This window comes from Streptomyces sp. NPDC001351 (assembly GCF_042896045.1).
Taxonomy (GTDB): domain Bacteria; phylum Actinomycetota; class Actinomycetes; order Streptomycetales; family Streptomycetaceae; genus Streptomyces.
The window spans coordinates 258,935-274,775 of the sequence record NZ_JBIAWS010000007.1; the positions used below are offsets into that span (position 1 = coordinate 258,935).

General features: G+C 69.6%; 10 protein-coding genes. 5 read left to right on the plus strand and 5 right to left on the minus strand.

Annotated features, from left to right (window positions below; translation table 11 throughout):
• Nucleotides 1-25 precede the first annotated feature (25 nt).
• From glpK to ACFY1U_RS26470, 3 genes are all read right to left on the minus strand, one after another.
• Complete coding sequence (gene glpK, locus ACFY1U_RS26460) at nt 26-1,567, minus strand: glycerol kinase GlpK (RefSeq protein ID WP_390696624.1); 1,542 nt, start codon at nt 1,565-1,567, stop codon at nt 26-28.
• Between the two features lie 78 nt (nt 1,568-1,645).
• Nucleotides 1,646-2,446, minus strand: a complete 801-nt coding sequence (locus tag ACFY1U_RS26465; RefSeq protein WP_344404329.1) for an MIP/aquaporin family protein — start codon at nt 2,444-2,446, stop codon at nt 1,646-1,648.
• A 377-nt stretch (nt 2,447-2,823) separates the two neighbouring features.
• A complete protein-coding gene (locus tag ACFY1U_RS26470) occupies nt 2,824-3,588 on the minus strand; it encodes an IclR family transcriptional regulator (protein WP_390696625.1) in 765 nt (254 codons plus the stop codon).
• 294 nt (nt 3,589-3,882) lie between these two features.
• On the opposite strand from ACFY1U_RS26470, the gene metH reads away from it, so the two are divergent.
• The 4 genes from metH to ACFY1U_RS26490 all read left to right on the plus strand — a co-directional run bounded on the left by metH (nt 3,883) and on the right by ACFY1U_RS26490 (nt 12,024).
• Nucleotides 3,883-7,398: a methionine synthase gene (gene metH / locus ACFY1U_RS26475; protein ID WP_390696626.1), complete on the plus strand. Its 3,516-nt coding sequence runs from the start codon at nt 3,883-3,885 to the stop codon at nt 7,396-7,398.
• Between the two features lie 212 nt (nt 7,399-7,610).
• Complete coding sequence (locus ACFY1U_RS26480) at nt 7,611-8,306, plus strand: HAD family hydrolase (protein ID WP_390696627.1); 696 nt, start codon at nt 7,611-7,613, stop codon at nt 8,304-8,306.
• A 463-nt stretch (nt 8,307-8,769) separates the two neighbouring features.
• The gene (locus ACFY1U_RS26485; protein ID WP_390696628.1) at nt 8,770-10,374 is read left to right on the plus strand and encodes an ABC transporter substrate-binding protein; all 1,605 of its coding nucleotides are present in this window, start codon (nt 8,770-8,772) and stop codon (nt 10,372-10,374) included.
• A 69-nt stretch (nt 10,375-10,443) separates the two neighbouring features.
• Nucleotides 10,444-12,024, plus strand: coding sequence for an ABC transporter substrate-binding protein (locus tag ACFY1U_RS26490; protein WP_390696629.1), 1,581 nt, complete (start codon nt 10,444-10,446; stop codon nt 12,022-12,024).
• A 69-nt stretch (nt 12,025-12,093) separates the two neighbouring features.
• Here ACFY1U_RS26490 and ACFY1U_RS26495 read toward each other — a convergent pair whose 3' ends face one another.
• Together ACFY1U_RS26495 and ACFY1U_RS26500 are read right to left on the minus strand one after the other, a co-directional pair.
• The gene (locus tag ACFY1U_RS26495; protein WP_099927643.1) at nt 12,094-12,765 is read right to left on the minus strand and encodes a response regulator transcription factor; all 672 of its coding nucleotides are present in this window, start codon (nt 12,763-12,765) and stop codon (nt 12,094-12,096) included.
• Between the two features lie 443 nt (nt 12,766-13,208).
• On the minus strand, nt 13,209-14,153 hold the full coding sequence (locus ACFY1U_RS26500; protein ID WP_390696630.1) for a RecB family exonuclease: 945 nt from the start codon (nt 14,151-14,153) through the stop codon (nt 13,209-13,211).
• Between the two features lie 175 nt (nt 14,154-14,328).
• Here ACFY1U_RS26500 and ACFY1U_RS26505 point away from each other — a divergent pair, with 175 nt between their 5' ends.
• On the plus strand, nt 14,329-15,801 hold the full coding sequence (locus tag ACFY1U_RS26505; protein ID WP_390696631.1) for a site-2 protease family protein: 1,473 nt from the start codon (nt 14,329-14,331) through the stop codon (nt 15,799-15,801).
• Nucleotides 15,802-15,841: the final 40 nt, after the last annotated feature.

Below are 15,841 nucleotides of genomic sequence, written 5' to 3' on the forward strand. Positions count from 1 at the left end.
TTCGAGGGCCTTGGCTGAGCCCTCGTCAGCCCTCTTCGTCCTCGAGCCAGCCCATCGTCCGCTCGACGGCCTTGAGCCAGCTCTTGTACTCACGGTCGCGGGTCTCCGCGTCCATGCGGGGGGTCCACTCGGCGGCCCGGCGCCAGTTGGCACGCAGGTCGTCGGTGCTGGTCCAGAAGCCGACGGCGAGACCGGCGGCGTAGGCGGCACCGAGGCAGGTCGTCTCGGCGACCATCGGGCGCACCACCGGCGCGTCCAGGAAGTCCGAGAGGGTCTGCATCAGCAGGTTGTTGGAGGTCATGCCGCCGTCGACCTTGAGGGCCGCGAGCTCGACACCCGAGTCCTTGGTCATGGCGTCCGTGATCTCACGGGTCTGCCAGGCGGTGGCCTCCAGCACGGCGCGCGCGAGGTGCGCCTTGGTGACGTACCGGGTCAGACCGGCGATCACACCGCGGGCGTCGGAGCGCCAGTACGGGGCGAACAGACCGGAGAAGGCCGGCACGAAGTAGGCGCCGCCGTTGTCCTCGACCGAGAGCGCGAGCGTCTCGATCTCGGCGGCGGTGGAGATCAGGCCCATCTGGTCGCGCATCCACTGCACCAGCGAACCGGTGACGGCGATGGAGCCCTCGAGGGCGTAGACCGGCTTCTCGTCGCCGATGCGGTAGCCGACGGTGGTCAGCAGGCCGCTGTACGAGTTGATGATCTTCTCGCCGGTGTTCAGCAGCATGAAGGTGCCGGTGCCGTACGTCGACTTGGCCTCGCCCTCCGCGAAACAGGTCTGGCCGAACAGGGCCGCCTGCTGGTCGCCGAGCGCGGAGGCGACCGGGATGCCGCCGAGCAGCTCGCCCAGCTTGCCGCCCTTGATCTCGCCGTAGACCTCGGCGGAGGAGCGGATCTCCGGCAGCATCGCCAGCGGGACGCCGATGGACTCGGCGATCTTCTCGTCCCACTCCAGCGTGTGCAGGTTCATCAGCATGGTGCGGGAGGCGTTGGTGACGTCGGTGTAGTGCTTGCCGCCGTCGACACCACCGGTCAGGTTCCAGATGACCCAGGTGTCCATGGTGCCGAAGAGGATGTCGCCCGCCTCGGCGCGCTCGCGCAGGCCCTCGACGTTGTCGAGCAGCCAGCGGGCCTTGGGGCCGGCGAAGTAGGAGGCGAGGGGGAGGCCCGTCTCGCGGCGGAAGCGGTCCTGGCCGACGTTGCGCCCGAGTTCCTTGCACAGGGCGTCGGTGCGGGTGTCCTGCCAGACGATGGCGTTGTGGACGGGCTCACCGGTGTTCTTGTCCCAGAGCAGCGTGGTCTCGCGCTGGTTGGTGATGCCGATGGCCTTGATGTCGTCACGGGTGATGCCGGCCTTCTGGATGGCTCCGGCGACGACTTCCTGGACGTTGGTCCAGATCTCGTTGGCGTTGTGCTCGACCCAGCCCGGCTTGGGGAAGATCTGCTCGTGCTCCTTCTGGTCGACGGAGACGATACGTCCGTCGCGGTCGAAGACGATGCAGCGGGAAGAGGTGGTGCCCTGGTCGATCGCGGCGATGAAGGGGCCGGCGGTGTGGGCGTCGGTCACGGTGTGCTCCTGGAGTTCCTTGGATAGGGGCTGTCTGTACGGCGCGGTGCTGTTCAAGCGCGGTGAAGCCTGGTGCTCTTAAGCAAAAGCGACGTTGTAGATGCCTGCAGCGATCGCGGCGCCGATCAGGGGACCGACGACCGGGACCCAGGCGTAGCCCCAGTCGGAGCCGCCCTTGTTGGGCAGGGGCAGGAGGGCGTGCACGATGCGCGGACCGAGGTCACGGGCCGGGTTGATCGCGTAGCCGGTCGGACCGCCGAGGGACAGACCGATGGAGACGACGACGAGCGAGGTGATCAGGGCGCCCAGGACGCCCAGGCCCTTGCCACTGTCGTTGAGGCCCTGCGTGAGGACGGCGAGCACCAGCACGATGGTGCCGATGACCTCGGTGGCGACGTTCTGCCAGGCGACCCGGACCTCGGGGCCGGTGGAGAAGATGCCCAGGACCGGGCCGGCGCCCTTCTCCTGGGCCTCGACGGCCTTGGCCGCCGTGGCCTGCGCACCCGGCCCGCCGACGATCTCCTTGTCGGTGAGGTGCGCGTGGAACTGACCGTAGTAGGCGACCCAGACCAGGGCCGCGCCGATCGCGGCGCCGAGCAGCTGCCCGCCCCAGTAGACCGGGACGTCGCTCCAGGCGATGCCGTTCTTCTTGAGCGCGAGTGCGAGCGTCACGGCCGGGTTGAGGTGGGCGCCGGAGAGCGGCGCCGAGGTGTAGACCGCCGTGAGTACCGCGAAGCCCCACCCGAAGGTGATGGCCAGCCAGCCGGCGTTACGGGCCTTGGAGGCCTTCAGCGTCACGGCGGCGCAGACGCCGCCGCCGAGCAGGATGAGTATGGCGGTACCGATGGTCTCGCCGATGAAGATGTCGGAGCTGGACACCCGCGACTCCTTTGTCCTTCGTCCAGGGGACCGAACCCCGGGTCCCTCCGGGAGTTCGAGCTGCCCTCGGGGGTGAGAGCGAATACCGGCCCTTGGCGTTGTCACACTCTAGCGCGTATTGCCGGTAGGTGTTCGACAATGCCGACCGATGGACGGGAGTCTTGCCCCGGCCTCAGGTGTGCGTCAAGGGCCTGTGTTGGCGAAAATGCGATCGTTATCGATTGCTGTGAGCTGTCGATCTTGCAGGTCAGGTGCGTACGGACGGGTAACAAGCGGGTGGCGTACCGACCGGGCGGTTCGCCGTGGCGTGCCCGGGCACGACGGAGGCCGGGACACCACTCGGCGTCCCGGCCTTCTCCCGCGTCCCGCCGCGCCTCTCAGAACCGTCCGGCGCCCAGGTCCCGCGACACCGCACGGGCACAGTCCCGCACCGCGGCGATCAGCTCGGGGCGCAGCTCGCCGTCCCGGCACAGCCGCTCCACGGCGCCCGTGATGCCCACCGCGCCCACCGGCATCCGCCGCCGGTCGTGGATGGGCGCGGCCACGGACGCGACGCCCTCCCAGGTCTCCTCGACGTCGGCCGCGTAGCCCCGCGCACGCGAGATGTCGAGGATGTGCTCGAAGTCCTCCTGCTCGCACACGGTCCGGTCGGTGAACGGCTTGCGGTCGGCCTCGATGGCCTCGCTGTGCGCGACGGGGTCGTACGCCGAGAGGACCTTGCCCAGGGCCGTGGAGTGCAGGGGCTGCATGGCCCCTATCTCCAGCACCTGGCGGCTGTCGTCGGGCCGGAAGACGTGGTGCACGATCAGCACGCCCTGCTGGTGCAGGACGCCGAGATACACGCTCTCCCCGCTGGACCGGGCCAGGTCGTCCGTCCACACCAGGGCGCGCGCCCGCAGCTCGTGCACGTCGAGATAGGTGGTGCCCAGGCGCAGCAGTTCGGCGCCCAGCTGATAGCGCCCGGAGGCGTCGTCCTGCTCGACGAAACCCTCCTGCTGGAGGGTGCGCAGAATCCCGTGGGCGGTGCCCTTGGCGAGGCCCAGTGACGAGGCGATGTCCGAGAGGCCGAGCCGTCGCTCGCCGCCCGCGAGCAGCCGCAGCATCGCGGCCGCCCGTTCGAGCGACTGGATGTTCCGTGCCATCGCCGTACTGCCTCCGTCCCCTTCGACCGTCGACGTGCGACGTCGCTGCCGCTGTTCGGCAATGTCGAACACTACCGGTCGATGCCGACCTCCCGCTAATGGTCGGTGCGCATCCGTCGGGTTCTGTTGTGTCACTGGTATCCCGGGAGTGACCTGCCCGTCATCCTCGTCCGTCCCGTGGACGCCCCTGACCATCCCGGGCCGACCCCGGTTACCCTGACGAGGTGCGCCTACCGGGGGCAGATCCCGGACAGGCGCAAAGCCGACAGCCGTCGCACCTAAGGGAGCCCCTTCATGGCCTCGTCGCCACTGACCCCTTCCGCCGACAGCCGGACCCGTGTGTCCGCGCTCCGTGAGGCCCTAGCCACCCGAGTGGTGGTCGCCGACGGAGCCATGGGCACCATGCTGCAGGCGCAGGACCCCACCCTCGAGGACTTCGAGAACCTCGAGGGCTGCAACGAGATCCTCAACCTCACCCGGCCGGACATCGTCCGCTCCGTCCACGAGGAGTACTTCGCGGCGGACGTCGACTGCGTCGAGACCAACACCTTCGGCGCCAACCACACGGCCGCGTCGGAGTACGACATCGCGGACCGGGTGCACGAGCTGTCCCAGGCCGGTGCCCGGATCGCCCGCGAGGTGGCGGACGAGTTCGCGGCCCGCGACGGCCGCACCCGCTGGGTCCTGGGTTCGATCGGCCCCGGCACCAAGCTGCCGACGCTCGGCCACGTCGGCTACACCACGATCCGCGACGGCTACCAGGCCAACGCCGAGGGCCTGCTCGCGGGCGGCGCGGACGCCCTGATCGTGGAGACCACCCAGGACCTGCTGCAGACCAAGGCCTCGGTGCTCGGCGCCCGCCGCGCCATGGAGGCGACCGGCACGGAGGTGCCGCTGCTGGTGTCGATGGCCTTCGAGACGACCGGCACCATGCTGCTCGGCTCGGAGATCGGTGCCGCGCTCACGGCCCTGGAGCCGCTGGGCATCGACATGATCGGCCTGAACTGCTCGACCGGCCCGGCCGAGATGAGCGAGCACCTGCGCTACCTCACCCGGCACTCCCGCATCCCGCTGCTGTGCATGCCGAACGCCGGCCTGCCGGTCCTCACCAAGAACGGCGCGCACTTCCCGCTCGGCCCCGAGGGCCTGGCGGACGCCCAGGAGAACTTCGTCCGCGACTACGGCCTCTCCCTCATCGGCGGCTGCTGCGGCACCACCCCCGAGCACCTGCGCCAGGTCGTCGAGCGGGTCCGCGGCCTCGCCCCGGGCGAGCGCGACCCGCAGCCCGAGCCGGGTGCCGCCTCCCTCTACCAGACCGTGCCGTTCCGCCAGGACACCTCGTACCTGGCGATCGGCGAGCGCACCAACGCCAACGGCTCCAAGAAGTTCCGTGAGGCCATGCTGGCCGGCCGGTGGGACGACTGTGTGGAGATGGCCCGCGACCAGATCCGCGAGGGCGCCCACATGCTGGACCTGTGCGTGGACTACGTCGGCCGGGACGGCGTCGCCGACATGGAGGAGCTGGCCGGCCGCTTCGCCACCGCCTCCACCCTGCCGATCGTGCTGGACTCCACCGAGGTCGACGTCATCAAGGCCGGCCTGGAGAAGCTCGGCGGGCGCGCGGTCATCAACTCCGTCAACTACGAGGACGGCGACGGCCCCGAGTCCCGCTTCGCGAAGGTCACCAGGCTCGCGCAGGAGCACGGCGCCGCGCTGATCGCGCTGACCATCGACGAGGAGGGCCAGGCCCGCACCCCTCAGAAGAAGGTCGAGATCGCCGAACGGCTCATCGACGACCTGACGACGAACTGGGGCATCCACGAGTCGGACATCCTCATCGACACCCTGACCTTCACCATCTGCACCGGTCAGGAGGAGTCCCGGGGGGACGGCATCGCCACGATCGAGGCGATCCGCGAGCTCAAGCGCCGCCACCCGGACGTACAGACCACGCTGGGCCTGTCCAACATCTCCTTCGGCCTCAACCCGGCCGCGCGCATCCTGCTCAACTCCGTCTTCCTCGACGAGTGCGTCAAGGCGGGCCTGGACTCGGCGATCGTGCACGCCTCGAAGATCCTGCCGATCGCCCGCTTCAGCGAGGAAGAGGTCACCACGGCCCTCGACCTGATCTACGACCGCCGCGCCGAGGGCTACGACCCGCTGCAGAAGCTGATGGCCCTGTTCGAGGGCGCCACCGCGAAGTCCCTGAAGGCGGGCAAGGCCGAGGAACTGGCCGCCCTCCCGCTGGAGGAGCGCCTCAAGCGCCGGATCATCGACGGCGAGCGCAACGGCCTGGAGGCCGACCTCGACGAGGCCCTCCAGACCCGCAAGGCCCTCGACATCGTCAACGAGACGCTCCTGGACGGCATGAAGGTCGTCGGCGAGCTGTTCGGCTCCGGCCAGATGCAGCTGCCGTTCGTGCTGCAGTCCGCGGAGGTCATGAAGGCCGCGGTCGCCCATCTCGAACCGCACATGGAGAAGTCGGACGCCGAGGGCAAGGGCACCATCGTGCTGGCCACCGTGCGCGGCGACGTGCACGACATCGGCAAGAACCTCGTCGACATCATCCTGTCCAACAACGGCTACAACGTCGTCAACCTCGGCATCAAGCAGCCGGTCTCCGCGATCCTGGACGCCGCGGAGGAACACCGCGCCGACGTCATCGGGATGTCCGGGCTCCTGGTCAAGTCCACGGTGATCATGAAGGAGAACCTCGAGGAGCTCAACCAGCGCGGCCTCGCGGCGAACTTCCCCGTCATCCTCGGCGGCGCGGCCCTCACCCGCGCCTACGTCGAGCAGGACCTGCACGAGCTGTACGAGGGCGAAGTCCGCTACGCCCGCGACGCGTTCGAGGGCCTGCGCCTGATGGACGCGCTGATCGGCGTCAAGCGCGGCGTGCCCGGCGCGAAGCTGCCGGAGCTCAAGCAGCGCCGGGTGCGGGCGACTTCGGCCGTCGAGGTGGAGGAGCGCCCGGAGGAGGGCCACGTCCGCTCCGACGTCGCCACCGACAACCCCGTCCCCACCCCGCCGTTCTGGGGCACCCGCGTCATCAAGGGCATCCAGCTCAAGGAGTACGCCAGCTGGCTGGACGAGGGCGCCCTGTTCAAGGGCCAGTGGGGCCTCAAGCAGGCCCGCACCGGTGAGGGGCCGACGTACGAGGAGCTCGTCGAGACCGACGGCCGGCCGCGGCTGCGCGGTCTGCTGGACCGGCTGCAGACCGACAACCTGCTGGAAGCGGCCGTGGTCTACGGCTACTTCCCGTGCGTGTCCAAGGACGACGACCTGATCATCCTGGACGAGCAGGGCAACGAGCGCACCCGCTTCACCTTCCCGCGTCAGCGCCGCGGCCGCCGGCTGTGCCTGGCGGACTTCTTCCGCCCGGAGGAGGCGGGGGAGACCGACGTCGTCGGCCTGCAGGTCGTCACCGTCGGCTCGCGGATCGGCGAGGAGACGGCCCGCATGTTCGAGGCCAACGCCTACCGCGACTACCTCGAACTGCACGGCCTGTCCGTGCAGCTGGCGGAGGCGCTCGCCGAGTACTGGCACGCGCGCGTGCGGTCGGAGCTGGGCTTCTCGGGCGAGGACCCGAGCCAGATGGAGGACATGTTCGCCCTGAAGTACCGGGGCGCCCGCTTCTCCCTCGGCTACGGCGCCTGCCCCGACCTGGAGGACCGCGCCAAGATCGCCGACCTGCTCCAGCCCGAGCGCATCGGCGTCCACCTCTCCGAGGAGTTCCAGCTCCACCCGGAGCAGTCCACCGACGCGATCGTGATCCACCACCCCGAGGCGAAGTACTTCAACGCCCGCTGATGAACCCGTCGAAAAGGCCGCCCCGGAAAGGCCCGACCCGACGGCACATCGGCGCACGTCAGGGCGGCTCCCGGCGGCACACACGGTGTGCCCCGGACCACGCCGGATAAACGAGGCGCTTCGGCCGCAACAGTCGTACACTGGTCGGTCCACTGCAGGCCGGTTCCCCGCGCGGGAACCGGCCTGCTCGCCCCTCAAGGAGGTGCGCCCGGATGACCAGTACGGTCCCCGCGCTCGGAACCCGTACGGCCGAAGGCTCAGCCCTGCAGGCCGTACTCCTCGACATGGACGGAACCCTCGTGGACACGGAGGGCTTCTGGTGGGACGTCGAGGTCGAGGTCTTCGCCGGCCTCGGCCACACCCTGGACGACACCTGGCGCCATGTCGTGGTCGGCGGTCCCATGACCCGCAGCGCGGGGTTCCTGATCGAGGCCACCGGCGCCGACATCACCCTCGCCGAGCTCACGGTGCTGCTCAACCAGGGCTTCGAGGACCGCATCGACCGCGCCCTGCCGCTGATGCCGGGCGCCGCCAGGCTGCTCGCCGAACTCTCCGAGTACGAGATCCCCACCGCCCTCGTCTCCGCCTCCCACCGGCGCATCATCGACCGCGTGCTCAGCTCGCTCGGCCGGCACCACTTCGCCCTGTCGGTGGCCGGCGACGAGGTGCCGCGCACCAAGCCGCATCCCGACCCGTATCTGACCGCGGCCGCCGGACTCGGCGTGGACCCGGCCAGATGCGCCGTCGTCGAGGACACCGCGACCGGTGTCGCCTCGGCCGAGGCCGCCGGCTGTCATGTGGTCGTAGTGCCCTCCGTGGCTCCCGTCGCCCCCGCCGCCCGGCGCACGGTCGTCACCTCCCTCGAAGACGTCGACCTGGCATTTCTGCGCGGATTGATCACCCTCTGATCACCCACTGATCGCCCCTTGATGACGGAAATGCGCTGAGCGTTCACCCAGTGTGCAGCGCTGATAGGACATGAATTCCCAGGGCTGGTGTACGAGGGAATTCGAAGCGCGGCTGATGGCCCAATTCCGGTGTCGGTCCCTGCCACTGGGGATGTGAGGTTCCCCACTTACCCGGGCCTCGACAGGTCGTGCAGGCTGTGCTCTTCGCCCCTTTTCGGGGTGCGAGCACGTGCCCTTGTGTCCCGATTGATGGAACGCTGCACGAATCCTTCCCCGGTCGGGTTTTCGGTCTGTCCGCAACCGGTTTCGCTGCGTGATGGGGGCTCAACTCCGGTGACTGCGAACCGCCGTGCTGGTGCGGACTAATCTCGTCGCGAGAACCATCGCCTCTACCCCCGTGATCCGCCGCGACACCCCTGCATGCCGGATACACGGACCTGAACAGCTCTGGAGAAACACGAGCATGAACCGCAAGACTTTGGTGCTGCCGGCCGTGGTCGGCCTGCTCGCGCCCGTGCTCGCCGCCTGTGGCAGTTCCGACAGCAGCGGCAGCGGCGGGGACGCGATCGCCGTCGGCACCACGGACCGGTTCACCGCCACGAAGGACGCACCCGCGCCGCTCGATCCGGCGTACGCGTACGACGTCGGCACCTGGAACATCCTGCGCCAGACCGTGCAGACCCTGATGATCCAGCCGAAGGGCGAGGGCGATCCCGTGCCCGAGGCCGCGCAGAGCTGCGGCTTCACCGACTCGGGCAACGAGCGCTACGCCTGCACGCTGCGCGACGGTCTGAAGTTCTCCAACGGCGACAAGATCACCGCGGCCGATGTGAAGTACTCCATCGACCGCGCCCGCGCCATCAAGGCCGACTCCGGCGTGTCCGCCCTGCTCAACACCATCCAGACGGTCGAGACCCAGGGCGACAAGCAGGTCATCTTCCACCTCAGGACGGCGGACGCCACCTTCCCGTACAAGCTGTCCACTCCGGTCGCGGGCATCATCAACCCCGCCGACTACCAGAAGAACAAGCTGCGGGACGGCTTCGGCGTCGACGGATCCGGCCCGTACACCCTCTCGGCCGACGTCAAGAACGACGAGATCGTCAAGGCCACGTTCACCAAGAACCCCAACTACAAGGGGACGCTGAAGGTGAACAACTCCAAGGTCGACATGATCTCCTACGCGGACGCCGACGCGATGGGCAAGGCCCTGGACAAGGGTGACATCGACGTCATGACCCGCACCATGGCGCCGGAGCAGATCCAGAAGCTGTCCGCCGGCACGGACAGCAACGAGGACCTGGTCGAGATGGCGGGGCTGGAGATCCGCTACCTCGCCTTCAACACCAACGCGCCGACCGTGAAGAACAAGGCCGTCCGCCAGGCGATGGCCCAGCTGATCAACCGCGGCGAGATCGTCGCCAAGGTGTACGGCACCCAGGCCGAGCCGCTGTACTCGCTGGTCCCGGCAAGCATCACCGGCCACTCCAACTCGTTCTTCAACAAGTACGGCGACCCGAGCACCGCCAAGGCCAAGGCCCTGCTGACCGCCGCCAACATCAGCACCCCCGTCAAGCTGACGCTGCACTACACGACCGACCACTACGGCTCGGGCACCAAGAAGGAGTTCGAGGTCCTTCAGAAGCAGCTCAACGACAGCGGGCTGTTCAACGTGGACATCCAGGGCTCCCCCTGGACGACCTTCGTCCCGGCCGAGCGCAAGGGCAAGTACGACGTCTGGGGCATGGGCTGGTTCCCGGACTTCCCGGACGCCGACAACTACCTCGCGCCGTTCCTCGACACGGACAACTTCCTGAAGTTGCCCTACCGCAACAGCAAGATCATCAACACGCTGATCCCGGCGTCCCGTCGTGAGGCCGACCGCCTCGCAGCCTCCTCCAACCTGACCGAGATCCAGGACATCGTCGCCGACGACGTCCCGATCCTGCCCCTGTGGCAGGGCAAGCAGTACGTCGCCGCCCGAGGCGACGTCACGGGGACCGCGTACGCGCTCAACTCCTCCTCGACCCTTCAGCTGTGGGAGCTCGGCCGTGGCGTGAGCGGCTGATCTCTCTCGTCCCCGGGGCCCGGGGAGTGTGGCCCCGGGGGTTCCGAACCCGACGAGAAGGCACAAGCAGTGAACATGCGTAACCAGTGGCCAGTCCTGCCCGTAGTGGCGGGGCTGGCCTCCGGCCTTTTGACCGGCTGCGGAACGGGCGGCTCGGACTCCGGGGGGGCCGGCTCGTCCGTCGTCATGGGAATGTCGGACGACGTCCTGGCGACCGACCCCGCCTCCGGTTACGACCCGGGTTCCTGGCTGTTGTTCAACAACGTCTTCCAGTCGCTGCTCAGCTTCCCCGACGGAGGCACGGAGCCCGAGCCGGAGGCCGCCAAGTCGTGCGCCTTCACCGACGCGTCCACCAAGGTCTACCGGTGCACGCTCAAGGACGGCCTGAAGTTCAGCAACGGTGACCCGCTCACCTCCGAGGACGTCAAGTTCTCCTTCGACCGCATGCTCAAGATCAACGACGCCGCCGGTCCGGCCATCATGTTCCCCATGCTGGACAAGGTCGAGGCACCCGACGCCAAGACCGTCGTCTTCCGGCTGAAGGTGCCCGACGCCACCTTCCCGAGCAAGATCGCCTCCGGCGCGGGCTCCATCGTCGACCACACCCAGTACGACGGGAACAAGCTGCGCAGGGACGGCACGGCGGTCGGCTCCGGCCCGTACAAGCTGGACTCGTTCGGCGACGACAAGGCCGTCTTCTCGGTCAACGGCAACTACAAGGGCAACGCGAAGCCGAAGAACTCCGGCGTGACGCTGCAGTTCTTCCACGGCAAACCGTCCGCCCTGAAGAAGGCGCTGCTCGACGGCAAGATCGACATCGCCTACCGGGGCCTGAGCGCCGGCGACATCGCCGACATCGAGAACGCCGACAACAACTCCAAGGCCGAGGTCGTCGAGGGCAGCAGCGCCGAGGTCCAGCACCTGGTCTTCAACATGAAGGACCCGGTCGCCGGAAAGCTCGGCGTGCGCAAGGCCATCGCCTACCTGCTCGACCGCGACGCCCTCATCAAGGACGTCTACCAGGGCACGGCCACCCCGCTGTACTCGATCATCCCGGCGGGCATCGCCGGCCACAACACGGCCTTCTTCGACACCTACGGCGCCAGCCCCTCACCGGCCAAGGCCGCCGCCGCCCTGCGGAACGAGGGCATCACCGGCAAGGTGAAGCTGACCCTCTGGTCCACCCCGTCGCGCTACGGCCCGGCCACCGACCAGGAGCTGAAGGAGATCGCGGGGCAGCTCAACGCCAGCGGCCTCTTCGACGCCGACGTCAAGTCGGTCCCCTTCGACCAGTACGAGAAGGACATCGCCAAGGGCAAGTACGGCGTGTACGTGAAGGGCTGGGTGCCCGACTACCCGGACGCCGACAACTTCACGGCCCCCTTCTTCGGCCGGGGCAACGTGCTGAGCAACCACTACAGCAACAGCACGATCACCGGCACCCTCATCCCGCGCACCGCCGCCGAGAGCGACCGCGCCGCGACCGACAACGACTACGGCAGGCTGCAGGACATCGTCGCCGACCAGCTGCCCGTCCTCCCGGTCTGGCAGGCCAAGCAGTACGCGGTCACCCGCCAGAACGTCTACGGCCTCGAGTACTGCCTGGACGCGTCGACGGTCTTCCGCTTCTGGGAACTCAGCAAGGGCTGAGCGGGTACATACGCACAGGGCGCTGCTTCCTCGTCGGAGGAAGCAGCGCCCTGTCCCGTATACGACCTGCTACTGCGCGCCGGGCCGCACCAGCCCGCTCTCGTACGCATACACCGCGGCCTGCACCCGGTCACGCAGCCCCAGCTTCGTCAGCACATGTCCCACGTGCGTCTTGACGGTGGTCTCACTGACGAACAGATCGGCGGCGATCTCCGCGTTGGACAGCCCGCGGGCCACCAGCTTCAGCACCTCCACCTCGCGCTCGGTCAGCGTGTGCAGCGTGTCCGGCACGGGCTCGTCCCCAGAGGGCAGATGCGTGGCGTACTTGTCCAGCAGGCGCCGGGTGATGCTCGGCGCCAGCATGGCCTCACCGCCGGCCACCACCCGGATCGCCTGCACCAGCTCGTTGGCCGGCGCGTCCTTCAGCAGAAAGCCGCTGGCACCCGCCCGCAGCGCCTCCACCACGTACTCGTCGAGGTCGAACGTGGTCAGCACCAGCACCTTCGCCGGGCCGTCCCGCCCGGGCCCGGTGATCTGCCGGGTCGCCTCCACCCCGTCCATACGAGGCATACGGATGTCCATCAGGACCACATCGGGCTGCAGCGCCCGCACCTGGTCGAGGGCCTGGAGGCCGTCTCCGGCCTCGCCGACGACCGCGATGTCCTGCTCGGCCTCCAGAATCATCCGGAAGCCGGTACGCAGCAGCGGCTGGTCGTCGACCAGTAGGACGCGGATGGCCACGTAAGTCTCCTTCGCTAGTCCGGCCCCATTCTGCCCTGCGAGCCGTACACGGACTCGGCCGCCCTCAGAGCCGGCGGACAAACCCTCGTCGCGTAGCCGCCGACGCTGACGCACACACTGCGCTGCCGACCCCGCCCAGGGGGCTGCCTCATCTCTCGGCTTCGATGGAGTCAGCCATCGCTTCCGCGACGACGCGGCACGGACGCGCGGCGCCTTCCTGCCCGGCCCGAGCGGCTGCCTCCCTTCTCGGCTTCCCTCGAGCAAGACCGCGCCTGCGCCTGCGCGGCGGCACACGGCACGCCCGCTCGGCGCGTTGCCGAACCGCCCGGGTGGCTCCCCCCATCTCGGCTTCGCTCGAGCGGGACCCATGTCGAGGACACTCCGGCGCCTTGCGATCGCACGCCCCATGCGCCGCCGGGAGCCCCTCGGGCGCAGGACGGGGTCTAATCGCCGGTTCTGACCGGCAGCGGGTACGGCGGGGGAGTGCCGCCGAATTCCGGGCAGTGCGCCTGGTGGTCGCACCAGCCGCACAGCTTGGTGGGGCGCGGGCGCCAGTCGCCCGACTCGGTGGCCTGACGGATCGCCTCCCACAGCGCCAGCAGCTTGCGCTCGACACGCTCCAGGTCGGCGAGGACCGGGTCGTAGGTCAAAACGTCCCCGCTGCCGAGATACACGAGCTGCAGCCGCCTCGGCACCACGTTCTTCAGACGCCACACCACCAGGGCGTAGAACTTCATCTGGAACAGCGCCCCTTCGGCGTACTCCGGCCGCGGCGCCTTGCCCGTCTTGTAGTCGACGATCCGCACCTCACCCGTGGGCGCCACATCCACCCGGTCGATGATCCCGCGCAGCATCAGCCCCGAGTCCAGCTCGGCCTGCACGAACAGCTCCCGCTCGGCAGGCTCCAGCCGGGTCGGATCCTCCAGCGTGAACCAGCGCTCGACGAGCTGCTCCGCCTCGCCCAGCCAGCGCGCCAGCCGCTCGCCCTGAGGATCGTCCTCGAACAGCTCCACCACTTCCGGCCGGCTCTCCCGCAGCCGGTCCCACTGCCCGGGGATCAGGGACTTGGCGCGCGGCGCGGTCCGCTCCGCGGCCGGGGCGTCGAAGAGCCGCTCCAGCACCGCATGCACCAGCGTGCCCCGGGTAGCCGCCTCGCTCGGCTTCTCGGGCAGCCGGTCGATGACACGGAACCGGTAGAGCAGGGGGCACTGCATGAAGTCACTGGCCCGCGAGGGCGACAGACTGGCGGGCGCTATGGCGACGCGCGGGCCCGTGCCCGCCGTGTCGACCGTCCGCGCCGCTTCCGCCGGCTCCACCGCCACCGGCGCATCCGCCTGCGCCACCTCGCTGCTGGGGGCCTCCGCCGCGCCCTCCGTACTCGTCTCCATGCCCCAGACCATACGGCCCGCCACTGACAGTGACCCGCCCTCGGGCCGTGACAGCTGCGACGCCTGGGGAAAGAGAGGGGGTGCCGGGGCGGAACGCCTCGCGACGGCCGCATACCATCGACCCGAGACCCTTCCGCCCGGCAGGCGCGGAAGACGCTTCGAACGAGGGGACATCGTGGACGAGAGCGGCGGGAGCGGGCAGCCGCGGTCCGGCACCGACGAGCCGGCCGACCACCACGCAGGGTCAGGGACCCCGGCCGCCCCCGCGCCCACCCCGGCCGACCAACAGCCCCCCGCGGCCGCCGAGGACAACCCCGCGCCGGACGACGGCACCAACCCCGCGAGCAGCGGCGAGCACGAGAACCGGCCCACCGCGGACGACACGGCCGCCCCGGAAAAGAGCCCTGCGGAGGGATCCGCGGCGAACGGCCCGGCGGACGAGCGCACCTTCGCCCACTCCGGCACCGCCAGGAACCGCCCGCCCAAGCGCCCCCGGGAGCCCGGCGGCGGCCTCCTCATGGGCCGCCCCTTCGGCGTGCCCGTGTACGTCGCGCCCAGCTGGTTCCTCGTCGCCGCCCTGATCACCTGGGTCTTCGGCGGCCAGCTCGACCGCGTCCTGCCCGAACTCGGCGCCGCCCGCTACCTCGTCTCCCTCTTCTTCGCCGTCGCCTTCTACGCCTCCGTCCTCGTCCACGAACTGGCCCACACGGTCGCCGCCCTCCGCTTCAAACTCCCCGTCCGCCGCATCCAGCTCCAGTTCTTCGGCGGCGTCTCCGAGATCGAGAAAGAGGCCGAGACCCCGGGCCGCGAATTCGTCCTCGCCTTCGTCGGCCCGCTCCTCTCCCTCGTCCTCGCCGGCCTCTTCTACGTCGCCCTGCAGCCCGTCGAACCCGGCACCGTCCCCGGCGTCCTGCTCGCCGGCCTGATGATCTCCAACCTCATCGTGGCCGCCTTCAACCTCCTGCCCGGCCTGCCCCTCGACGGCGGCCGCATGCTCCGCGCCGTCGTCTGGAAGATCACCGGCAAGCCCATGAGCGGCACCATCGCCGCCGCCTGGGTCGGCCGCGCCCTCGCCGTCTCCGTCCTCATCGGCCTCCCGCTGCTCACCCAGTCCGGCGCCCTCGGCACCACCGCCGAGGACAGCGTCGGCATGGACACCGTCACCGACGCCCTGCTCGCCGCCATCCTTGCCGCGATCATCTGGACCGGCGCCGGCAACAGCCTGCGCATGGCCCGCCTCCGGGAACACCTGCCGGAACTGCGCGCCCGCAACCTCACGCGCCGCGCCGTACCCGTCGAGACCGACACGCCCCTGTCCGAGGCCCTGCGCCGCGCGAACGCCGCCGGTGCCCGCGCCCTCGTCGTCGTCGACCCCGAAGGCAACCCCCTCTCCCTCGTCCGGGAGGCCGCCATCGTCGGCGTACCCGAACACCGCCGGCCCTGGGTCGCCGTCAGCGGCCTCGCCCAGGACCTCACCGACGGCATGCGCGTCTCCGCCGAACTCGCAGGCGAAGACCTCCTCGACGTGCTGCGCGCCACCCCCGCCACCGAATACCTGGTGGTCGAGGAGACCGGCGAGATCTACGGCGTCCTGTCCGCCGCCGACGTCGAGCGGGCCTTCGTGAAGGCCATGGCCAGACCCTCCTGACGAAGGCCATGGCCAGGCCGTCCCCGTGGTCGGCGGCCCC

What these genes read in the sequence shown, in the direction of transcription:
- ACFY1U_RS26470 (WP_390696625.1), bottom strand. Translation starts at nt 3,588, where the DNA reads ATGGCACGGAACATCCAGTCGCTCGAACGGGCGGCCGCGATGCTGCGG.
- metH (WP_390696626.1), top strand. Translation starts at nt 3,883, where the DNA reads ATGGCCTCGTCGCCACTGACCCCTTCCGCCGACAGCCGGACCCGTGTG.
- ACFY1U_RS26480 (WP_390696627.1), top strand. Translation starts at nt 7,611, where the DNA reads ATGACCAGTACGGTCCCCGCGCTCGGAACCCGTACGGCCGAAGGCTCA.
- ACFY1U_RS26485 (WP_390696628.1), top strand. Translation starts at nt 8,770, where the DNA reads ATGAACCGCAAGACTTTGGTGCTGCCGGCCGTGGTCGGCCTGCTCGCG.
- ACFY1U_RS26500 (WP_390696630.1), bottom strand. Translation starts at nt 14,153, where the DNA reads ATGGAGACGAGTACGGAGGGCGCGGCGGAGGCCCCCAGCAGCGAGGTG.